We start from the raw sequence: 23920 nt of genomic DNA, 5'->3' as shown, positions 1-23920 counted from the left end.
CTGTTTCGAATTGCCGGGCAGCTGAGCATGGTCCCGTCATTCGCCGCCGGGCTTCAGCGTAACATCCGTCAACTCGCCGGAGCGCAGCAATACTAAGTGCACTTCGGCGTCGCGGTCAAGCTTTGCTAATTCCGTCGCCAGTGCGTTGCACGATTGCACCAATTGATTATCGACGAAAACCACTAAATCATCCGGACGAATGCCGGCCTTGGCCGCCGGCGAATTCTCCCGCACCGTGTCTACAAACGGCGGCGTGCGCTCCAACACATTCGGAACCAACACCAGCCCCAGATCGGCCGCCGTCAATGTCTGTTCCGGATGGGCGGGCGTGGCAGGGGTTGTCTGGGCCTGACTTTTCCCCGCCTTAATGGCTTCCACGGCTGGCGCTAATTCGCTGGCCGGCAAGGCGTAGTTGAGCCAAATGTTATTCCGCGAATTCCGCAATTGCTTTCCCAACAGCCCCAATAATTGACCATTCAAATTCGTGAGCGCGCCACCGGCCGCGCCCGGATTATTGGTCATGGCGTCCAACACATACACGGGCCCTTGATACGCAATTTCATACGCCCCCCGCCGGGCCGCCAGCGTCGTTACCGCGGCAATCGAGCCGTGCAGCACGCTCACCGGTTCGTCCCCCGTGGCCACGCCGAACAAATTGCTGTACGCCAGCACCCGTGTGCCTTCCACGCCGGCTTTTGCCTGCTGCAAATCGAAATGCGGCAAATCTGCGGCGTCGATTTTGAGCACCGCGATTTCCAAACGCGGGTCGGCCCCCACCAGTTTTCCGTCTAGTTTTCGCCCGTCGTCCAGCGTGACGGTAATGGTGTCGGAATCGAGCACGTGGCTGAAAACTGTCAGCACGTACCCGTCGGCCGAAATTAAAAAGCCCGATTGATACGCCTCCAACCCGCGCAAACCGCCGGCTCCGTAAATTTTGACCGTTTTGCGTTGCACTTCCCGAACGGTGTCGGTCGTTTTGGCGGCCCAAGCAGTGGAAGCGCCCAGCGGCGCGAAAGCCGTCAGGGCGATCAAGCAGGTCGTTGCTAAACCGCAAGCGAGTGGGTGACGCCGCGGACGATGAATTCCGGGAATAGACGATGGTTGTTGCTGTGGGCCCATCACGGTGTTTTCTCCGCAGCTTTTTGCAAATCGAACCCCGTCAGCGCGAACACGCCAAACACAGCATCGCCGCAACGCACCTCCATGCGGTGCGGCAACCAATGGCCTTGTTCTTCCCGATATTCGCCGAAGTATACCTCGCACGGATCGGTCTCGTCGTCCGGATACATTTCCAGGCATAGCAGCGTGCCGTCGGCGGGGTCGCAATAAAATCGCGTATCGACCCCTTCGCCCACGGCCAGCAGTACGTCGCACAGGCCGTTGTGACCGGGCACTGGTGCTAAGCCTTCGTACGTCACTTGGCCGTATTTCCCGGGGCCGCCGACCAACAGCTTGCGCCACAGTTGAAGCGCGGCCAGCAAGCCGCCGCTGCCGGGCGGATTCAAAATGGCCGGATTCGCGCCGGCGTCGATTCCATCGGTCACGGTGATTTTCGACGGCGCCGGACTCGTCGGTAAATCCATGTCGCAGTCCGTCTCGCTCAGATGAATTGTCACCGGGCCGGGCGACATGTTCTGCACAATGGCCGGCGGACCGAACATGGGAGCCGCGGCAATTTGTTGACCGCGTAGGGTCCACGTGCCGGCCGCTTGGGCAAAATCTCCTTTGGCAACTAGCGCTTTCCAAACGCGCTGTGTGTTTTCGCGATTGAAATAGAAATTCGCGTAACCAGTCCGTTCTTCGTATTGCTTTTTCAATTCTTCCGGCACGGGCGCGTGAACGGCCTGTTCCAACTCGCTGGGGTTGGCGGGCAGCTTGGGCGGTTCGCCTGGTTTTGGCTCTTCGCCCGGCTTCGGTTGCTCTCCAGGCTGAGGTTGGTCGCCCGGCTTGGGCGGCTGCCCGGGTTGTGGCTCGTTCCCGGGTCGACGGCCGTCGCGCGGTTGCCGCCCATTAGGTCTGGGCGGTTCCAGTTCGCGCTCCGCATCAATCTTTGCCAGCAACTCCGCTTCGGTGTGCACGCCCATCAAGCGCACAAACGTGTCCGTATTTTTTCCATCGCGGCGGTAGGTGATTGCCACCCGCCATCCTTTGGGAAAAATGCCGAGGTCGTTTTTCAGACCGTTCACGCTGTGAACAGGCCGCCCGGCAAACGACACAATTTCGTCGTCGTAGCGCAAGCCGTGTCGGTAAGCGTCGCTGTGTTCCAGAATATCGCTCACCAGCACGCGGCCATCGTCCGAAGTGGCCACCCTTGCGCCCAGCGTGGCATGATCGACAATCCGGCCCGATTTCAAATCGCCCAAAAAGTTTTTGATTTGGTTGATCGAAATGGCGTAGCCCACCCCGACATTCACTCGCCCGCGCTTCTCGAACGAACCGCGGCCATTGATGCCGATCAATCGTCCCTGGGCGTCGAACAACGGTCCGCCCGAATTGCCCGGATTAATGGCCGCATCGACCTGCAAACAGTCGGTGTATTCCAACAGCGTGCCCGAAGGATATTGGTAGCGATGCACCCCCGACACCACGCCATAAGCCACGCTGGGACGAAAATCGGTGGCCAGCAAAAACGGGTTGCCCATAGTGAAGCACCAATCGCCCGGTTGCACTTCGTCGCTGTCGGTCAATTCGGCGGCGGGAAAATCATCGCGGCCGTACAGTTTTATCAAGCCCACGTCCCCCACCGGATCGAGCCCCACGATCACCGCATCGTACAGCTTGCCGTCAGCCATGCCGCACTTCATGAACGTGCCGCACGGCCGGGCCACGTGAAAATTGGTCAAGGCGTAACCGTCGGGCGAGATGACGACCCCCGAACCGCCCCCCTGCCCTCCGGGCACGAAGATAGCCAACACCGATGGCATCGCTTTGGCCACTGCGGCAATGCGGGCTTGCTCGGCCTGAGCGACGGCGGGATCGATTTTCAGCGCCGCTTCTTCTGCGATCGTGGTCCGGGTGGCGCCCGCCGCCATCAACAGCGCCACAATCGGGCAAATTGGAAAGCGGTATTTCATTTCAACATCCTTGCCTCTGCGAGGTCGAGAAAATCGCCCGCGTCGAATTGGTCGCCGTAATCGACCAAAATGGAAAGCCGCTTGGCGCCAGCCACGTTCAAATCCACATCCACCGGCGCGTCCTTTCCGGTAAGCGCCCGATCGAACAGCGATTTCCCATCGGCCGAAATCGAGAGTCGCACATGGCCCGCTTCTCGCACGGCATCGTCAATGCCGGCGGTGGCTTTGAATTGTTTCATGCCTGCGGGCACACGGTACTCCAAAGCGGTGCGGCTATACAGAGCCAGACCTTTGTTATACGTCTTCCCGCCCAAGCGGATCGGTTGATGCTCGCGCCCTTCGTCACGTAGCGGGGCATAATATTGCGCCATGGCCGGGACCGCGTTGCCGAAATCCAGATACGGCGTCCACTGCGTGCTTTCCGGTTCCAAATCGCTGAGGAAAGCAACTTTGCCGGCGGAAAAATCGAGCTTGGTGACTTGATCGCCAGAGAGAAAGAAAAATTTATCACCAGAGAGCGTGGTGACTTCGAAGCGCCCAGCAGGATATGTATTGTTTGGCGGGACGAACGACAATTCTTTCGCGTACAAGCGCCAGCCAGACGCATTCTCAACAACACATACCGGATCAGGAAGTTTGTCGGCCATTTTGTGAAAGTAAACTAAGCCGTCAACTTTTGCGCGGCTGACGGGATAGGTTTCACCATCGACTTTCAAAATCACGTAATTTTCATCGACTTCCCCCACGCTGCCTTCCATGAAATCTATTTGATCCTTTTTGCGTACAACTAACAAATCGCCGGTTGCATCGGCGCCGACATTTTTCGGCCAGACAGCGGAAGCAGGATCATCGGGCCGTGAAAACCGGACGCTGTGGATTGCAGTCGTGGATATCTTTGCGGTTTTGTCAGCATCAAAAATCAAGTTAGCCGAACCGTCTTCAACGGTGAACTCGCTCGTCGCCAGCTTGGAACCATCGATCAATTCAATCCAGGCCGCCGGTTTTTCAACAGCCGGGGGAACCATGGACTGCGGCACGACGTTCAAAACTTGGCTGAGCGGCAGCTTTGCATCGCCATTTTCGGTCTTGAGTTCGATGCCATCCGTGGAAAGTTGCTGCAATTCTCCCTTTGTAACGCCGCCATCGACGGTGTTCACCTGCACCTCGGGCGAACCCACGGCGACTGCGGCCATTAAAATCAGCGAACCAAACATGAATGCAAAATCCTTTTGAAAACCGAACCGAGCCGTGCTTCTCATTTTCGACGTTACTTCTGCTGCTTGTCCTCATCTTCCGCGGCCAGCCTTCGGAAGTATTGCTCGATCACGTCGCGGTAGTGCGAGGGAAAATCTTTGCTGATTTGCTGCATGGCTTCTTCACGATCTTTGGGCGGCAGGTCCCCCCAACCGCTCTGGTTGCCAATGTCTTTGCTTTTCACTTCGCCTGCTCCTCGGCCACGCGCCAAGCGGCTGTCGGCCGCCGGATTGCGCGAACGAATGCCTTGGGGATTTCCCTGGCCGCCGGGTTCGCCGGGTTGCTCTTGACCTTGACCTTCTCCCTGCCCGCCGCCGCCCCCCATGCCATTGGCCATATCTTCCAGTTGCTTGATCAATTTATCCAGCGACGCGACAATGCCGTCCTCCTCGCCGCGCACCTTCTTGCCGGCCCGGCCGAAATCCAGCCGCCGCGTCACGTCGTTCATTCGCCGCGAAATGTGATCCAGCGATTCATCCTCCAAGCCCGATAAATCTGTCTGCATCAACTCGGCCACTTCCTCATAGCGCCGCGGAATGGCCTTCCGCTGCTCCAGCAATTGGGCGATGGTTTTCAACCCTTCGTCTTTGTGCAGCATCCAGTGATGGCACACGCTCTGGTAAAACAACAGCGCGGCCGGATCGACCACGTCCGCCGGTTGCAAGCCCTTCAGTTGTTCCAGGCCCTCGTCGTACAGCCGCTCCTGAGTCAGCCATTGGCCTAACCACAACCGCATATTGTTGCGGAAGAACGCCGGCGTTTTTTCGTCCGACAGCCAGGCGAATTCCGGCGTTTTTGCTTCGCCGTGCGGTTTGGAACACACGTCGGCCAATTGTTTGGCGTCCGGATTAACCAGCGCAAAAGTCGTCACGACGCGTCCCAGGAGCGGTGTTGAACTTGTTGTCCCGCTGGTTTGGGCCGGCTCGGCTGCTTTTTCCGGCCAGAGTGCGGCGGCTTGCTGGCGAAGCGCCTCGTCGGTTTTTTGTTCGTTCATCCAAGCCAGCACTTCGCCGCGCACTTCCGCCGCCGTGGGAATTTTCCACGTGGGTTCACGGCCAAATTCTTCATCCAGCGCCACCTGTGCCCGAGCGGTTGCCGCGAAAATCGCCAGAAGAACAATCAATCCCAGCAACACCCTTCTTGCCGGCAGGCATTCGCCTTTCGCTCCTCGCCGCCATGTTTTCCAAGTTGCATTTCGCGTCATTTGTTCTTTCCCACCACAATGTCCCGCGTGGTTTGGTAAATTCGCTGTTCTCGTTCGCTAAGCCGCTTGACCGCCTCCAGCAAATCGGGAGCTTCGGCCTGCTCGGCGCCGTCTTGCAACAATTTGGAATAGCGCTCGGTGCGGGTGTTTACACGCATTTGCAAAGCGCGGATCATTTTCAATTCGGCGATGGCGTCCACCAGCGGCTGATCTTGCTGGCCACCGCCGCCACCGCCCCCTGCGCCGCCTTGTCGCTGCTGCTGATCTTTCTGCGCCTTTTGCAGCGCCGCCACCATTTCCTCCAGCGATTTGACAATGTCTTGCTCAATGCCCTGGGTAATTTGGCCGATGTTCGCCCGATCCAGCCGCGTTTTCACCTGATCCATGTCTTCGCGCATTTGCTCGACCGTTTCGGGAAAGGCCACTGAAGAACCTTCCTCGTGCAACAAGGCCAGCGCCTTATCGGCCTCGCCGGTGATGTCCGCTTCCTTGCGTCCCAGCTTGCCGGCTTCCATTTCCGTGTCACGGTCGCGGTCTTCTTCCGCCGTGCGATCCAGGGCGATAGTCCCTTCATAAACCTCAATCTGCATCTCCAACATTTTGCGGAACCGGCCTTCCAGCTGCGCCAACACCCGTTCGATTTCCTCCTCGCGCAACTGCCGCAAAATTTCTTCCAGCTCGGCCTTGGCCTGCTTCAATTCCTCCACGGCCCGCTGCTGCTGGTCAGCCGCCCCGCGACGCTGGGCTTGTTCCAATTGGCGCTTGGCTGCGCGCATGCGGTTTTCCGCCTGTTGGACGCGCTTGCGGGCCGGCGTATCGTCGTTATCCGATTGTTGTTGATCCGAGTTGTTTTGCTTGTCCGCGTCGTTATCGTTGTCGTTGGGTTGACCGTTTTGCGCTTTGCTTTGCTTGCCTTGACCTCCCTGTTGCGATTTGTCATGCGACGGTTGGTCCGATTGGCCGCCGGACGGTTGGTCTGACTTCTGCTGGTCCGATTTCTGCTGATCCGATTTCTCTCCGTCCGATTTTTGCGGCGGCTGCTGGTCCGATTTTTGAGCGTTGGATTTCTGATCGCCGGACTTTTGATTCCCGGATTTTTGGCCCCCCGGCTTCTGTTGGCTCTGCTGGTCGCCCGGCTGTTGATTTTCCGATTTTTGATCGCCGGACTTCTGCGCGCCTGATTTCTGCGCGTCGGCCTTTTGCTCTCCCGATTTGCCGTCGCTCTTCTGTCCCGCCGGCACGCCTTTTTGTCCAGATGCGTCGGCTGATTTGTCTCCTGACTTCTCACCTTCAGTGGCCCCATCCTGTTTCTCCCCCTGGCCTAAAGGGCTGCCGGCCTTCTCGTTCGATTTCTCCTCGCCCGATTTCTTGCTGTCCGAGTTCTTGTCGTCTCCGTTTTTCTCGTCCGAATTCTTGCCGTCAGCATTTTTCCCATCGGGGTTTTTGCCGTCGGCATTTTTCTCGTCCGATTTTTCGTTCCCTTGGTCGCCTGGTTTGTCACTCGCTCCGCCGGCCGGATGATTCAAGGCATTGAATTTATTCAGGTCCTGCGTCAGTTCGCCCGTCTTGTTGGCGACGTTCTCTTGCTGCTTGATCAAATCGTCGGCATCCCCTTGCCCTTCGGTTTCGCCTTGAATGCCCTGCTCTTCGCGGATCAGCTTGTTGATCCGTTCGATAAAGCGTTTAATCTCGGCCCGCTCGTTGGGAATTTGCTTGTCGCGTTCGCCGCTGAGCAACAACTGCAGCAATTGATCCAGGTCTTGCTGCATGGCCGCCTGGCCTTTGGAAGCCTGATACAGTTGCTCCTGCTGGAGCAGCTTCACCAGGTCTTCATATTGCGAATCGATTTGTTTCTCTTTGCTTTGGGCAAACGCTTGCCTTAGCAGGGCGGCCCGCTTCGGATCGCTGGCCTGCATCACTTCCGCCATCCGCAGAATGACCCGCTCCAGCTCCTTGTACTTGCCGGCCAGCTTGGCTTGTTCCGACGGTAAAGAAACATTCGCCGCTGGCGCCGCTGCTCCGTCCGGACCTTTCGCTGGCGTTGGGTCGGCTGGCGGATGATCGTCCCCGGGTTTGTCAGCTGCGGGTTTGTCAGCCGACGGCTTGTCACCCGCCGCTTTATCGCCCGTCGGCTTTTCGCTCGACGATTTCTCATTCCCGCCGCCGGCTGCCGCGCCTGAAGTCTGAGCCCCGGCACTTCCAGGGGCCAGCAGGGCCAGTCCCAGGATCATCGCCAACAGAACGCGATTTTGAAAACATGCCATAGGGTGGACGTTCCTTTCGTGTGCCCAACCGCAATCGCCGTGCCGACTTATGTTATAACCCATTTCCTTCATTTTAGTGTCGCCGGCCCTGGAAAAGTTCCTCTCCTGCCCATTTTTTGGGCATTATAAGCCTACCCTAATCCCTTCCGCCGGCTATTTTCTGTCGGGCCGTAATTCAAGGTCAATTTGGGTTTTGCAACTCCCTTAATTTGTTCTTTAGCTCCTCTTTCTGGCGCTGCTGGGTTTCGTGGCTTAGCTTTTCCTGGTCGGTGATAATGTCGCGCAGCATGTCCACTACCTGGTTAAACGTCTCTAATTCTAACATTTTATCCAAGACCGCTTTCATTTCCGCCAAAATTGCATCGCATTGGGCCAGGGCCGCTTTCAACTGCGTGGGGCCGGTTGTAGGGTCATCCAGCACTCGGCGAAGCTGAACCAGCCGGGCCCGCAGTTCCGGGAACATTTGCGTGCTGATGTGCCGCAGCGGATCGGCAATTTGGTCTTTCAGCCGGCTTTGCAATTCCGGCGTATCGACCCGGTTGTTCTCCATTTCCTCGCGAATGTCGTCGAAAGCGTCGGCCACCGTCAGCGTTTCGTGGGCTGAACGATCTCCGTTATCCAGCGCCCGGGCCACCCGTAATTCGCGCAGTTCCATGGCCCGCTTCGCCAGCCGCTCGGCCCGTTGTTCAGGCGTTTCGTTCGCGGGAGCCGATTCGCCATTCGACTCGCTGCTGTCGCCGGCAGGCCCAACCGATTTTTCCGCTGCTTTGTCGCCGGGCTCACTTCCCGGCGAGTCTCCCGGCTCACGTCCGGCCTGATCAGTCGCCGTTTTTTTAGCATCAGGGCCGCCAAAATCCAGCCGGGCCAAGCCGTCCCGCGTATCGGTCAATTCCTGATAGATGATTTCGAATTGGCGGCGGAGCATCAACTCCCGTCCTTCCAACATCGAGAGCAACTGCTCCGGCGGCACAATATCCAATTGGTATCGTTCCCCTTGCCCCACGTTTGCGCCAGCCGGCAGCGCGCAGTTATCGGCCGCTTTAAGCGTTACCTCCAAACGATCGCCTTCCCGCGGCGCAAACGCCAACGCCTGATCGATTTGCTGCTGCGTTTTTAGTTCCGCGACCAACGTTTGTTCATCGGGCGAAGTGATGCGCGCCAAATCGTCCACGGTTTTGATGCCGCGTCGCTGAAGCAGTTCGTGGATTTCACCCAAGCGTTGCAGATCGAGCGCTTCGCCGTCGGCCAATTCGATGCTGATATCACTGCGCGGCCGACCATCGTGCCCCATGGTCGAAGTGCGCAAGGTTTGCTCGGCCGCCGGCTGCGCAGTGGTCGCGGTTCCCGTTGATGACGAATTGTCCGCCGCCCCACTGCCGCGCAGAGAATTCGACGAACCACTGCCTTCCGCCTGTGAACCCGCCCCCGGCTTGCCCTTGGGATTCGCCTTTTCCAGTTGATATTCAAACCACAGCCGTGTCAGGCCGTAGTCGTCTTTGACGTTCCCGACCACGGGCAGTCGCGCCTGCGGCGTAATGGCGTTGCTGATGCCCTTCAATTGCAAGGCTACCGCGGGAACGTCGTCGGCCCGGGCAGCCAACACCAGCCGCACCGGGTCCCGGCTGCGAATTCCGTCCGTATCGTGCAACTCGAACAACAGCGTAGTATCTTCCATCAATTCCGGCAGCGCGATCGAGAAATGCCGGCGGTCGCCGTCCGGCGGCAGCTCCACGTCCGCCAGCGCCGAGGCTTTATCTGCCTGCACCATCGTCACCGGCACATCCACCAGGTCTTTGTTCGCTTCGCAGCGAATCGTGATTTTCGTTCCCTGCGGCAATTGCACCACAGCGCTGGCCGGCACGGTGTTCGCCGGCCGGCCCGTGTACTGCGGATATTCGCAGGCCAGTTCCATGTGGCTGATCGTCGGATTCTCGACCACTTCAATCCGGTAACCCCGATCCCGGTCGTCGCCGCCGAACACGTCAAACCCAATCGATGACATCACCCCTTTGAAAACATACGAATACTTTTGTTCTCGATCATTCGCTCCCGGCGTTCCCACGGTGCTCATGTTGTCTCGACCGTTTATGTCTTCGTCGGTGTGGTAGCGCACCTGGACGGTTTCCGGCAAGGTGAATCGCCCGGTCAGATCGGCCGCGGCCGTGATTTCAAAATCGGACCCCTTGGCCACTTTGCGAACATGATCGGCCGGAAAATCTTGCACGCGCACGTGGTTGGCCCGCGGCCACAGCAAGTTTTTGTCAAGCAATACGACACGTTGGACCCACGTGGCAAACGCTTCTTGCGCCGCAACGGCGAACGCCAAAACCGAGATTGCCAACACTGCCGCGGTCGTTAAAGTGCGCAGCAGCGGCGTGAAGCGAAACACATCGCCCAGCCGAACCGCCTCTGATCGTTGGGCCGCCTCCTGCCGCGTGTGATGCAGCATTTCCGCGTTGAACCCCGCCGCATGCGCTGATTGCTCGGATAGCTCCACAGTGGTGAGCAAGCTGTCGTGGTATTCGCGGAAACGGCGCTCCAGCACGACGGCCAAATCGGCATTGTCCAATGGACGGAAAGCCCGGCGCACAATTAGCCGGTTCACAACGTATGCCAGTGCCGCTATCGCCGCCGCCAGCATCAAAGCCCGAAATTGCCACGGCGGCTCAAACAGCCAATCAAAGGCCAGCGAAATCCAAAAAGCCAATCCCAACACAATTACCGCCGCCGCCAATCCATCGGTCCACACATAACTGCGAATGCGCAGCCGCAACCGATCCAGCAGCCCTGCAATCGACGGAGCCAGCTCATGTTTTTCAAGTTCGACAGACATTGAAATTAATTGCGAATTGTCTTGTCCGTGGTCCGTTGCATCGAATAACAACTGGCAACGGACAACTGACTACGGACCACTGCCCCTCACGCCAAGCGGCACAATCGCCGCACCAGCCACTCCACGCACAAGCAACCGGCGATGATGCCCAGCAGCGAGTGCATCCAATGTTCTTCCCAGGTTCGGTCGCGCTGCCCCGCCACGTATGTCTCTTGCGTTTTATCTTGCAGTTGTCCCACCAAGGGCTTTTCGCTTCCCGGACCCAGCGCCGCGGGCACGCCAATGTACAATTGCCCTCCGGTGCCGTCGGCCAGTTCCTTTAATACTGCATCGTTTCGTTCCGGCTTTTCCTGCTCCAGCTTGGGCATAAACACCTGCAGCCGACGGGTCAGCGGCTGGTCGGGCGAATCGGGATGCAGCAAATCCAACCGGCATTCGCCTTCCTGTGTCGCCGTGAACTGACCCAGGTACATTCCCTTGCGAGACGGATCGGGCAATAGCGCCACGTTCATCGGCACACCGTCGTTCTGCGTCACTTGCAACGTAACTTTGGGCACATCCAGCGGTTGATGCTGGGGGTTCGTCAACTGTGCCCGCACCACCACCGTGTTGCCGACCACATACCGTTCGCGCTCCACCAGCAAGTTCCCCAGCGGCGAACCGCGCAACAACCGTCCCTGCGAGACATGCCGAATCAGCTTGACGTACAACGCATCGAAATACTTTTCGTCCAGTTCCCGCAGCCTCCACATTTCGCCGCTGCCCATGTAAAACACCCGGCCCGATCCGTAAAACTGCCCTGCGAAGTACACCGGCTTTTGTTCCCCCGACGCCGCTTCCGGATCGGAGTACAACGCATACGTGGTGGCGCCCGGCTTGGCGCCTCGCACCCGGTAATAACCGTACACGCCGGGGAACGAATCCCACACTTCGCGGCTGGTTTGGGCGCTGTCGTCCAGCCACAAAAATTCCGCTTCCAAGCCTTCGCGGGTAAAATCCAACGGCCACGGCTGCTGCGAGCCGTAACGGGCATCTTCCAATAGCGCCAAGCGGCGGTTGAATTCCACCGGGTACAGCTTGCGAATCGTCGCCATCGCCGGCTCTTGCACCCAGGCGTCGGTATACACCGGGCCGGCAATCGCAATCAGCCCGCCCGATTCTTCTCCCACCCATTTTTCTAGTAACTCCACTTGCTGCGGATCTAATTCCCGCCAGTCGGGATCGAAGGCCACGATGGTGTCGTACTGGGCCAGCTCGGGCATCGTGTGGGGGAATGTGGGCAAAATTTGATTGGCATCCTGCGAAACGCCGTCGGTGGCCGACTGCAGCAGCACATCGACCGTCATGTCGCCGCTTTTGGCCAGTTCGCTGCGGCGCAGCATGTTGCGCACGAATTGATATTCCCGCGTCGGACCGCCGGCAAACAGCAGCACGCGATTTTTGCGATCGACAATGTCCACATCCACTTCCCGCTGGTTGTCCGTAGTGTCTTTCACATCAGGCAGCGGCTTAATGCGAAAGCGCACCACGCGGCGCCCCGCCGTATCGAAACCTGGTATGTCGAACCGCACCGGCGTCGATTCGGCATCGCTGCCCAAAGTCACGCGCTGCGTTTTTTCCAGCGCCGGTTGCGCTTCCGTTTTGCCTCCCTGTCCTTGCCCGGCGGCCAAGACCGACAGCTCCACCGTCACGGTCCGGCCGGCCAATCCCTGCGATTGCACATAGCCCGTCACTTGAAAACTATCGCCGGGGTAGGCCCGGGCTGGAGCCACTAAATCGCTGACGCGCACATTCGTGGGCCGCTTGGCGGAGCCCAAACCGATAACATCGACAGGCACTTTCGCTTCCTGTGCCGCTTTGACCGCCGCCCCCACGTCGACTCCCGCGTTTTGGCCGCCGTCGGAAAATAAAACCACGGCCGAAAGCGGCACGCCCCGCTCGTCGTTGATGATTTGCCGCACGGCCTGGCCGATGCGCGTTTCGCCCCCTTGCGGATCAAGCTCTTTATGCCAGTCGATGTTTTCGTTTTTGGTTTGCGCGGTTTCCCTCTCCCCTTGGGAGAGGGTTGGGGCGAGGGTGTCCGAATTTGCTGCTGCACCCTCACCCTGCCCTCTCCCCGAGGGAGAGGGTTGAGCTGCCGGAAGCTTGGGCAGCATGGCCGTGCGGCGAAGCTCGGAATCGAACTTCACAACTTCCACGTCGTGTTTGTGTCGCAAGGCGTCCAAAAATTTCCCGTCGGCTAGCGCCCCGGCCACTTGATCGATCCGGCGCACTCCGCTGGCTGTGTTGGAAACGCCGCCGGAAGAAATGCCCGCAGTCACCCCCGCGGAATTGCCCGCCGCAGTCTCGTCGGCATCGGCGCGGCTCATGCTCAAGCTGGTGTCGACCAGCAGCACCACCCGCGAATTATGCACCACCTTGGTTTCGCTGCGCTTCTGCACGTCTAAATACATCAGCAGCACGCCCGCAAAAGCCGCCAAACGCAGCATCGCCAATAGCACTCCCATGCCGGGCTTCAATTCCACGCTGTCGCGCCGGTACATGTACGCCACAAACAGCAGCACCAGCGCGCACGCCAACACCAACAGCGGCATCTGCCACCATTCGGTAAACGATTGCACCCGGCTGAATTCATACCGAGTCCGCGTAAGCGCCCCGCCCGCAACACCACCGCCGGTTGCCGAAGTGCCGCCATCGGCGGGCGCGGTTTGATTGCCGACAATTGCCGTGGAATTGTTCGTCACCCCCGCGGCGGCAAAATGAATGGCTGCGGCGACGAACACTACGGCGACCAACAACGCGGCGGTAAAAATTTTCTTGCGGCCCATCAGCTTGCTCCTCGCAGCCGGGCCGGATGATAACTGGCCGAATACGCCAGCAGTTGCTCGCCCACCAAGAGCGCAATCAACACGTACAGCAAGCTTTCGCTCAGATTGAACCCCTGCATGTCCTTGGAATCGAAATACAAATCGCCGGCCCGATGATATTCGTACGCCACGTCGGAAAGTTCCGCGGCCAGTTGCTCCTGCGTGACGATGTTCAAATCGCCTTCCGCGGCATCCACGTTGTAAGCCACGTCGATCACTTCCTGCGTGTTGTCGTTGCCCGTCAGTTGCACTTCGTAAATGCCGCTGGCGTCGGTGTCATTCAGCGTGGCTTTTGCAGGACCGCTGTCCTGTGGCTCGGCCTTCACCACAATTTTGTCCGCAGTTCCCTCGGCCGGAGTTAAAAACTCGACCTGCGGTTGATATTTTTGCGTATCGACCGCAATCTCCAGCGGCACGCCCACCTGCCGCGACGGGTCAGTTTGCTTTCCCGCCGCCAAGTAATTCTGCAGCTCTTGCATCGCCACCACGTAACTGGGATTGTCGCGTCCCCAGTTGTTCCAGCGCGGCCCGGCTGTGGTCAGAAACGCCAGCACCCGTCCGTCCCCCATTTTTTTGTCGATCACCAGCGGCGCTCCGTTCCGCACGCCGGCGATGACGGTAGTCGCCGACCCTTCCGGCGGCTTCCACCCCTTCTTCACGGCAAAATACTTTTCGATATTCACCATTTTGATGAACGGATTATTCTCGCCCGAAAAAATCCGAAAAATTGGATGATCGGTAATTTGCAAGTCGGGCTGCTTCGCGCTTTGATCGACCAATAGCGGCACCGGCGCTTCCAGCGGCGCGGGAAACAAGCCTTTTCCATCGGCGTAAAGTTGATTCAAAAAATCGGCCCGCGATTGGTCGCCGACGAAAAACGCCACACCGCCGCCGGCCTCCACGAACTTGGTCAGTTTGTCGACCGCGTCTAGCGGCAGGCGGTCGACGTTGCACACGTAAATCGCTTCGAATTCATCCAGCGGATGGTCGTCCAAAAACCGGGGCGGTTCTACCTGCGGCCGCAAACCCGTGGGCACAGGCCCCGGCGGCGCCAAGGCCGATTCTAAAAACAAACCGTCCGAATCGCGCAGCGTCCCCGCTTTCAATCCGCCGTCGATAATCAACACCGGCACGCCCGTCGGAAAATCGATGACCGTATGCCGCGAGTTATCCACCATCACGGGGTCGGCCGGCAAGTAGGCGGAAATCCGCCGTTGCCCCGCGGTTTGTGCGCGAACTTCAAACTGCCGGGTCGCGCTGCGGCCCGGATCGATTTTGTCAATTTCAATGGCCGGTCGCTGGGTCCCCTGCTCTTCCAATCGCACCGAAACGTTCGTGGCCGGCGTGGCCCCGTAATTGTGGATCGTCACTTCCATTTGCAACGGCACGCCCGCCGCCCGCGTGCCGCGGCCGGGCCGCAGCGCCGTAATGGCCAGGTTGGGGCGCGCCTCGTCCACGCAGTTAATCAATTGCACTTTTGCGCGGGCATCGTTCAGCTTATGCAGCAGCTTTTGCAGCTCTTTCGCGGGCGCCCAATCTTTGCTGCGAAAATCGGAAACCAAAAAGACCACGTAGTTGGCTTCGCCGCCATCGCCGATGGTCTGTGTGGCCGCCTTCAGCGCTTCGGCCGGACCGACAGCCAGTTGCGAAACGTGCATTGCCTGCAGGGTTTGATCGAGCTTTTTCGGGAACTCGTCGTTGTCGACGGTTTCTCCTGCCAAATCGGCCTGCGTGCCCCGCGCCGGATGCGCCGCCTGGGAAAACCGCAACAACGTGAATTCCTGCCGCGCCGGCTGCTGGGCCGCCTGCTTGCCCAATCGCAGCACAAATTTTTTGGCTTCGTCGAAGGCGGTTGTGTCGGCCCATTGATCGGACATTGAAAAGCTGTCGTCCAGCAGCACAATGTGGTGTAATTTACTGCCGCCGAACAGACTGCCCAATTTGTTTTGTAAAATCGGTTGCGTCACCATCATCACGGCGGCGGCAATCGCGGCAATCCTGAGCAGCAACAAGAGCAACTGCTTGAGCATGATCCAGGTGTGATTGCGCTTTTGGCTGAGAAGCAAAAACTCCATCGCCGCCCACTGTACTTTGCGGTGCCGCATCAAATTGATAAGGTGAATGGCGATCGGCAGCGCGATCAGGCCCGCCACAAGAGCAATCGGCAATGGATACAGGAAGTTGGGCATAAAACAGTGCGTTTAACCTCGGCGTTGCGTTCCCATCCGATTGCTGATGAATTGCGCCAACACCGCATCCAGCGGATCGCTGGTGCGGATCAACTTGTAATCGCATTCGTTTTGGGCGCACGCGCGGCGGACTTCTTCCAGATAAGCGTTCAAGGCCTGCAAATAACCGTCGCGCAAGGCTCGCGGATTGCACGTCAAATTCTCCGGCAGTTCCAAGCCTTCGAAGCGCGTCGGACCGGCAAACGGAAAATCCAATTCGTCGTCGTCCATGATGTGCAGCATTAACACATCGTGTCCGCGCTGCCGCAGCAGCTTTAGTCCCTTGATGAAGCCGGCGCGCGGGGCCAGCAAATCGGACAGAATGATCATCAACCCTCGGTGCGGGAAACTTTCGGCCGCCTGACGCAGAATTTGTTGCAGGTCGGTCTTCTTTTGCGGCACGCTTACTCCCAGCGATTGAATGATGGAGTTTAAATGACTGCGCTTGGTGCGCATGCCCACCGTGGCGCGAACCCCCTCGTCAAATGCGAGGCAACCCACGGCGTCTTGCTGCCGCAGCAGCAAATACGCCAGGCTCACCGCAGCCGTGCACGCGTACTCGTACTTGTTCAACGGGCCGTTGCCATATTGCATGCTGTGCGACACATCGACCAGCAACATTGCCCGCAGATTGGTTTCCTCTTCGTACTGCTTGATGTACAGCCGGTCTTGCTTGGCCCACACCTTCCAATCGACGTGCCGCAAATCGTCGCCGTAGCTGTATTCGCGATGCTGCAAAAACTCCACCGATTGCCCAAAGTACGGACTGCGGTGCATTCCCGATAAATACCCTTCCACAATATGCCGTGCCCGCAGGTCCAACCGCGCAATGCGCTTGATGGCCTCCGGATGCAGAAAGCGTTTTTTATCGACGGTGGCCATGGGGGAACCGCCCAAGCCGACCGCTTGCGGTCGATCATCGACGCCAAAGGCGTCGGCTTGGGCCTAAAAATGATGGATTTAAGATGCAAAAATCTTTTGAAACCGCGCATCGCTGGTCAGCTCGCCTTCCTTGGTGGGCGTGGTCTCGACCAGGCGATCGACAACATGGTCCGCGTTAATTCCTTCGCTCTCGGCGGAAAAATTCACGACCATCCGATGCCGCAGCACTGGCTTGGCCAGGGCCTGAATGTCGTCCGTCGAAACATGCGTCCGACCGTGCAACAGCGCGCGGGCTTTGCCGCCCAAAATTAAAAACTGCACCGCCCGCGGGCCGGCCCCCCAGGAAATTTGGTCGTTGACAAAATCGGGCACGCCCGGCTCGCCCACCCGGGTTTGCCGCACCAGCGACAGCGTGTAGCGAATGACGTGGTCGGTCACGGGCACTTCGCGCACCAGCCGTTGCAGCTCGATGATTTCGTCGGCCGCCAGCACCGGCGTCACGTGGTCGAACATGCTTGTCGTCGTGCGGCGGGCAATTTCAAACTCTTCGTCGAAGTTCGGATAATCGATGAAAATTTTGAACATGAACCGATCTTGCTGCGCTTCCGGCAACGGGTACGTCCCTTCCTGCTCAATGGGATTTTGCGTCGCCAGCACGAAAAACGGATCGGCCAATTGATGCCGCACACGCCCTACGGTGACTTGCCGCTCCTGCATCGCCTCCAGCAGCGCCGCCTGCGTTTTCGGCGGCGTGCGATTGATTTCATCCGCCAAAATCACGTTGGCAAACAGCGGCCCTTCCAAAAAGCGGAATTCCCGGCTTCCGGTGCTCCGGTTCTCCTCGATGATTTCGGTGCCCGTGATGTCGGCGGGCATCAGGTCGGGCGTGAATTGAATGCGGCTGAACGATAAATTAAGCGCCCGGGCCAGCGTGCTAATCATCAGTGTTTTGGCCAGGCCCGGCACCCCTTCCAAGAGGCAATGGCTGCGCGCGAACAGCGAAATCAACAGTTCTTCAATCACCTGGTTTTGGCCGACGATGACTTGTGAAAGTTGCTGGATGATTTTTTCCCGGGCGTCGTTCAATTTGCGTATGGCGGGCGAATCGTGCGCGAGTGTGCTATCGGGCATGGAGTAGTTCCTTGGAGGGCAAAGCAAGAACAGATCAAAATTTAATGACCAATTTCCAGGCACCAATGACCAATGCTTTAGCGTCTCTTGGTCATTGAGATTTGGCCATTGGTCATTTACTCCCGGCGCGCCGGGATTCGTCATTCGAATTTCGCCATTAACCGTCAAGGGTGAGTCGTTGCATTCAGCGTTGGTAGATGGGCAGAATATTGTTGTCGAGTTGCAAAATCGTCAGGTTCACCGCGGTGGTATAAATCGGGCCGACATAACCCTGGGTCCAATACGTTCCCGTGCCGTCGTCGGTTGCTTCGTTCAACAGTCGAGTGTACATATCGTCGCGATATTTTTCCCACTTCTCGCCCCCTTCGCGGTACATGACCTGGGAGTAGTAGTAATGTGCATAATGCCAGTGTCCGAAGCTTTGGTTGGAGAGGCTTTTCAAATTGTCTTCAGCATATTTCATCATTTTGGGAACGAATTGGTCGTCGTAATCGCCCGCATTGTACAGGCAGGCAATGGCGGCGGCCGTGATTGCCGGCCGCGGGCCGCCCCCTTTGGAACTGTACTGTACGGCACCGTCTTCCAGCGTGCATTTGTGGATGTATGCAATGGCTTTGTCGATAATTTCCTTGGGCACGGTGATGCCGGCGTTGCGGCACCCCCGCAGTCCTTGCACTTGCGTGATGGTGGTGGAGCCTTCGTCGTATCCGCCGCCGTCTTTGGCGCTGACATAGCCCCAGCCGCCGTCGTCGGTTTGGGCTCGGCCGCAAAACTCCACCGCATTGGTCAACACCCGAATCAAATCCTTGCGGCGGGCTTCGTCTTCTTCTTCTCCCAAGACCTGGGAAAGAAACAGCATGGAATAACCGTGACCGTAGGTGTAGCGATCGTCGCGCGTGGGATCGCCGATTAATCCGTTGGTGCGGCTGCGGCTGCACAAATAATCGACGGCGCGGCGGATATTCGGAGCGTACTTGCCTTGCGTCGTGGTTGATCCCTCCTGCAATAGCGCGATGCCCGCCAGAGCCGTCATGGCCGTGGGGTACATGCCGTCTTTGGCGCTCCAGCTTCCCACGCGCGATTGCGTGTTGGCCACCCACTCCAACCCGCGGTCAATGCACCGCTGCACGCGCGGGTCTCTTTTGTCCGCGCCCTGAGCTTCAGCGTTACGCAGTAATGTAGTGCAACACAGCAAAGCAGCACAACACAGCGATGCGCTGCGAGCCGGCGGCATAACAAACAGCCATCGCAATTGCTGAGGCATGGCGAAACGTTTCACGGGTCAAACATTACGGAGGAATCTGGAATCACGAAGCGGGAATCAGGAAGGAGCAGGCAGGAAACGGCGGAAAGCGGAACAAGAGTACGGAAAATTGGGATTGGAGGTTGTCATTCTTTTGGTTCGCTCGCCGAGGCGGCCTTTTCAAACGCACCGGCTTGGTAAGGCGGCTCGGGCGCGACCGGCGCGTCGGTAAACTTTAGCGTCACCGCCGTTGACGTGGGTTGGTTGTTCAAGCTCAGCGTGACGGTCTTGTCGTCCAATTTTCCGGATATTTCAAAATTGTTGATAAACGGCAAATCGTCATTGGCATACACCAACCGGCCGTTTCGCTTGTCCAAGCACAAGACCGAGCCCCGCATGGGCTGCGAATTGCGATTCATGGCGATGGTTGAGATATTGCGAACGAAGGTCAACACAGGCAATTCGTCGGGTTGACCTAACAATAAACATTGTTGATCTACATAAGCGGGAGTCGTCCATTGCGGTTTTCCGGTGGCACGGTCGAAAGCGTATACGTGGCCGCTAAGAGGCAACTGGCTGGTAATGGTTTCTCCCATTTGCGAGTTTACGGGCACCACGTTCACCGCCAGATTGCGCGGTTCGCCAATACTGCGTTCCGTGGGCATAGCCATTGGGGGTGCAGGACGATTGGCGATGAGGATGACCTGCTGCGAAGAGCTAAGCACAAAAATGCTTTGCAGCTGGCTGTGCTGATTTTGCTCCGCTTCCAATTGCTGGTCGATGAGTTTGCGGCCGTCGGCCAAATTCAATACCACGAAGCGGCCGTCGGATTGCATTAGCGCGACGGTTTCGCCGTCGACGGTCGTGCACTTCAATCCGGAATTTCCGCCGTTGTTCCAACCGGAAAATGTTTCGCTCCACACATCGTGCTGGGTCCACGGGTCAAACATGGCCAGCGTCACTTTGTTGCCGTCGTTATGGTCACGAAAAACGAGCAAACAATGGCCGTAACTGGTCCAACGCTTATCGAACGTCGCCGGAAGGGTCCGTTCGCCCAACAGTTGGCCATCGGCGGTGCGTAAGACCAAGGCGGGTTTACCGTTGGCGGGCGCCAGAACAATCATTTCCTCGTCCCCAAATAAATCGCAGCCAATTTCCACGCCGTGACGCACCCATTGCACCTGACCGGTTAGCGGATCAATCGCCGTGACATCGCGGCCATGTTGAAAGCACAGCGTGTGTTGACCGCACAAAGCGACGTCACCGAATTGGCTCTGTTGATTTGGGAGCCGCCGCACGCCGCCCCAGGGCATGGGTTGCCGCACCGGGGGTTGAAAATTGCCGTTGGCCATCGACAAATCGCACAGATCTTTCGTCCACAGCACTGGGTTGGAGGGGCCCCTGGTCTGCAGCGTATCTAAGCCCACGACTTGATAACCCGTGCAGACGATCAAAATATGCCCTTGCACAAAGGCGTAATCGTTGATGGCATTGGATCGATACATGCTCATCCGATTCGGGTCGGCGAGCGAAATTTGGAACAAATTTTTTCCCAAGCCGTCCACCCCCACGATCTCCTGGTGTTGCAGATCTCGGCCCAGCAAAACATTGGAGAAAAACGGCTCCCGCGTGCCCTGGATTTCGGTATTGAAAACCGGCATCTGAGGTTTCGCGACGGCATCGGACTTTTCGACTTTGACCTCTCCCTCGGGCCAGGAGCGGTCTTGGGCCGCAACCCGTCGGATCGGGGAATTTTCCGGCAGGCTGGCGAGGAGCTGCTTTACGTTTTTGCCTTCCGATACCGGCTGATCGCCTGCTTGCGCTTCCAAACGGCGGCATTGTGCCAGGGCCGCATCCCACTGGCCGGCGTCGCGCAGCAGGCTTGCCAACTTGAACATGGCGGTGCTGCGCTGCACGGTCGAAGCAGAGACCTCAAGCGCCAGCAGTAATTGCTCGCGTTCCAGCAGGGTATCGGCCCCGGTTAGCCTATCGACCAACAGCTCCCTCGCCCGGTCGGCCAAGGGATGATTGCCAAAACAATCCACAAATGCACTCAATGCTTTCGTATCGGTGCTGGCCACCGCCACATCTAATTGCCGCTGCAAAATTTCATCAATTGCAGCACGATTTTCCGGCTTCACGCCGCTCAACAATTCGTGGAGCTGCGCTTGCACCCAACGCGGACGGTAGACCGAAAGTTTCGTGTCCAGGTCTTCCAGTTCATCGTCGTGCGGTTCCAAAGCAGCTAGTTTCAGATACGCATCCAGTGCGCCGGAAATATCGCCGGTTTGTTGCAAACCCGCCGCCCGCGCGCGCAAGTACATTCCCCGCTCCCGATCATCGCGAACCAGTTGCTCCAGTTCGGGCAAGTCCTCGTGATGTTGGTTGAAATCTTTCGTCAGTCCGTTCAAGAGCGCTTCAAACAGCAATTCACGGTTTAACGGATCGGGATCAGATTGGTAAGCGCGGCGCAAATCGGCAATGGCCGAATCCAACTCACTGGCCTCTAATTCAATTTCACCCCGGTGCGCCAAAGCCCAGGGATCGTTCGGCTTTTCTTCCAGCGTTTTCGCGATCCGTTCCTGCAAGGGCTGCCGCTGGAAAAAGCTTTCCACGTAATCGATCCCCTGCGAAATGATTTCCCCCTGGTAGCAAACCAAGTTTCCGGGAATGCTCCCCTTGCGAGATTTTGCCTCGGCCACAATTTTTCCGGAGTTCAAATCGATCTGTGCCACTTCGGCCGAAGTTAACGGCAGAAAATAATCGTCCCCGCTGAGGAATCCTCGGCCGCTGGGCATGGCGCCCGCCGGCAACTCCACCGTTTTGGTCTTCACCGCCGATCTTTCGTCCGCCAACGTCAGCAGGCTGATTTGATGCCGTCCCACGAGCACCGCCGTTCCGCGATGCACTCCGCCGACGTATAAATTCTCGCCGCGCGGTTGTTTCCAGAGCAGTTTGCCGTCGATCAAATTAAGGCAATGCAATTCGTTCGATTCCAGCGGCGTCACCAGTGTATATCGGTCGGCAAGGGTGACGGTGGAATCGAGCCAACGTTCCGCAGGATTCGTCTGCATCATGGCGGGCGTCCACATCCCGCCGCCGCCGCGTAACACCATGGCCCCCGGCGGCAGCACGCTGCCGTCGCGTTGATACTGGTAGCCCCACAGCAGTGTGCGATTGGCGATATCCACCGCCACCACGGCCCCGGCCGTTGTAGGACACACCAACACCCCGTCGGCATAACTCGGACTGCAACCGGCCAGCCTGCGCAACGGATCTTGCTGTATGTTTTGCTCCACGATGGCCACTTGCTGCGACCAATCCAACCGGCCCGTTTTCGCATCCAGCACGCACAGTTTAATTTCGCTCGATTTCATTTCCGCCAGTACGTACAACTTACCTTCCAACGGCAGCGGCGGCCCTAGAAAAAACGCGCCCGCTAATTGCGGCTCGTCTTCGCCGGTTTGCCCGCCGACTTCCCACTTCAACTTTCCTTGAGTTCGCAATTCGTGCGCGGTCAGCTTGTTGTAGCGCTTGGGAATCAGCATTTGCCCATCCGCGCCGATCGGGCCACGGATAATAATGGCCCCCCCGCCGTTAATGCGCATCCGGCCGTTGAACATGATTGGGCCATTGCCCGCATCGGCGGGCGATACGCTGCTGACATCCAAGTCGTCGATCAAATACACCTGCTGGCCGTCGCAAGAAAGCGTGCCGAACGTGGCGTCTTCCCAAAACCGTTCGATCAAGCCCGGGTTGTGCTGCGGATCAATCGTGTTTGTGCCCGAAGAACCCGACGACGTCGACGAATTCAGCATCTGCTCCAGCGACGTGTCGCTGCCGGAGCGAATTGGCCACAATCGTTTGCCGCTGTCAAAGTCCACGGCCAGCATATCGCGCGCGGTGCGCATCAGCACCAAATTGCCCACGGCCAACGGTTGCATCGAAGGAATCGCGGCCACGCCTTGGTCCACGTATTGCTGCCGGATGCCCGCCAACGATTTTTCCAGCGTCGGATGATTCGTCGTCGAAACGCGCCACAGCGGGCTCAACAGCGGAATGCCTCCCATGCTTGCTGCATTCCGCGCCGGATTGCCGCCGACCAACGCCCATTGCTGCAATTGTTCCGGGGACATTTTTTGCGGTTTGCCGGTGGTCGATTCCAACCATGCCAGCGCTTGCTTGTCGTCGGAAAACAACGCCACTGTTTTGCCGGCGACACGCAGCTCCGCGTTGGGACTTTTCTTTTTTAACGACAGCAGCACTTCTTGGGCTCGATCGGGCACACCGCCCCGCTGCCAACTTGTGGCCAATAACACAGACAACGTAGGCTCAAACGTGGCAGCCGCATTCGGCGCATCCAGCAACCGTTGGAAGCACAACGCCGCCGCCAATGGCCGATCGTGATCTAAATGATGCCGGCCCAACAGCAGCGTCGCCTGGTAGCCGGCCTTCGTATGAAAATAGCGCCGCGCAATCTCTTCCAATCCGGCAATATCGCCCGCCGCCGTCGCCGCATCGAGCATCTGTTGAGCGTGGGCGCCGAATTGCAACTCGTACGCTTCTCGTCCTTCGGCTGGCATGTTGCCGATCAGCCGCTGCGCTTCGGTCTTCAAACTTTGATAGTTGGGCTTGTCCGCGTCCGATTTGGAGAAGTAATCCTCGCCCCGCTGCAGAATTTCATCTAACAGCATGACGGCGTCTGCATAATGGCCGTCGTCCAAAAGCGATTTGGCTTTTTCCCATTGCCGGGTGGTATCGCGGTCGACGGGCAAGAACACGCCCTCGGGCGTGTCGTCAGAATCTTGGCCTTGTCCCGGGAAGCGCCGAAATCCGCCGCCGAACTGGACAATGCCTCCGCCCGGCACAATTTGAATTTGCCCCGGCTGTTGGGCCCGTGCCGGTCGACCGATCAGGCCGGTAAGAAGACCAATCAGCAG

At 58.2% G+C, this 23920-nt stretch carries 12 protein-coding genes; all 12 read right to left on the bottom strand.

All coding sequences use genetic code 11. The annotated features are described in order from the left end of the window. Nucleotides 1–36: 36 nt before the first annotated feature. Nucleotides 37–1119, bottom strand: a complete 1083-nt coding sequence (locus VMJ32_13105; GenBank protein HTQ39960.1) for a S1C family serine protease — start codon at nt 1117–1119, stop codon at nt 37–39. Beyond that, the gene (locus VMJ32_13100) at nt 1119–3074 is read right to left on the bottom strand and encodes a trypsin-like peptidase domain-containing protein (protein HTQ39959.1); all 1956 of its coding nucleotides are present in this window, start codon (nt 3072–3074) and stop codon (nt 1119–1121) included. Before VMJ32_13100 ends, VMJ32_13105 begins: the two co-directional genes overlap by 1 nt. Beyond that, entirely contained in the window at nt 3071–4288 is a 1218-nt protein-coding gene (locus VMJ32_13095; protein ID HTQ39958.1) for an NPCBM/NEW2 domain-containing protein, read from the bottom strand. Before VMJ32_13095 ends, VMJ32_13100 begins: the two co-directional genes overlap by 4 nt. A 53-nt stretch (nt 4289–4341) precedes the next feature. After that, nucleotides 4342–5532 carry a hypothetical protein gene (locus VMJ32_13090; protein HTQ39957.1) on the bottom strand — a complete coding sequence of 397 codons (1191 nt, stop codon included), beginning with the start codon at nt 5530–5532 and terminating at the stop codon, nt 4342–4344. Then, a complete protein-coding gene (locus tag VMJ32_13085) occupies nt 5529–7796 on the bottom strand; it encodes a hypothetical protein (protein HTQ39956.1) in 2268 nt (755 codons plus the stop codon). The genes VMJ32_13090 and VMJ32_13085 overlap by 4 nt, the downstream gene beginning before the upstream one ends. Before the next feature lie 181 nt (nt 7797–7977). Beyond that, nucleotides 7978–10629, bottom strand: coding sequence for a hypothetical protein (locus VMJ32_13080; protein ID HTQ39955.1), 2652 nt, complete (start codon nt 10627–10629; stop codon nt 7978–7980). Between the two features lie 86 nt (nt 10630–10715). Further along, entirely contained in the window at nt 10716–13457 is a 2742-nt protein-coding gene (locus VMJ32_13075) for a hypothetical protein (GenBank protein HTQ39954.1), read from the bottom strand. After that, complete coding sequence (locus VMJ32_13070) at nt 13457–15685, bottom strand: BatA domain-containing protein (protein ID HTQ39953.1); 2229 nt, start codon at nt 15683–15685, stop codon at nt 13457–13459. Before VMJ32_13070 ends, VMJ32_13075 begins: the two co-directional genes overlap by 1 nt. A gap of 12 nt (nt 15686–15697) precedes the next feature. After that, nucleotides 15698–16606 (bottom strand): DUF58 domain-containing protein, encoded by a 909-nt coding sequence (locus tag VMJ32_13065; GenBank protein HTQ39952.1) that lies wholly within the window; start codon nt 16604–16606, stop codon nt 15698–15700. A gap of 78 nt (nt 16607–16684) precedes the next feature. Then, nucleotides 16685–17737 (bottom strand): MoxR family ATPase, encoded by a 1053-nt coding sequence (locus VMJ32_13060; protein HTQ39951.1) that lies wholly within the window; start codon nt 17735–17737, stop codon nt 16685–16687. A gap of 184 nt (nt 17738–17921) precedes the next feature. Next, entirely contained in the window at nt 17922–18866 is a 945-nt protein-coding gene (locus VMJ32_13055; protein HTQ39950.1) for a prenyltransferase/squalene oxidase repeat-containing protein, read from the bottom strand. A gap of 260 nt (nt 18867–19126) precedes the next feature. Then, on the bottom strand, nt 19127–23920 hold a 4794-nt coding region (locus VMJ32_13050), incomplete at its 5' end, for a PQQ-binding-like beta-propeller repeat protein (protein HTQ39949.1).

The sequence above is a fragment of the Pirellulales bacterium genome, assembly GCA_035499655.1.
Classification (GTDB): domain Bacteria; phylum Planctomycetota; class Planctomycetia; order Pirellulales; family JADZDJ01; genus DATJYL01.
This window is presented reverse-complemented; position numbering and strand designations above follow the sequence as displayed.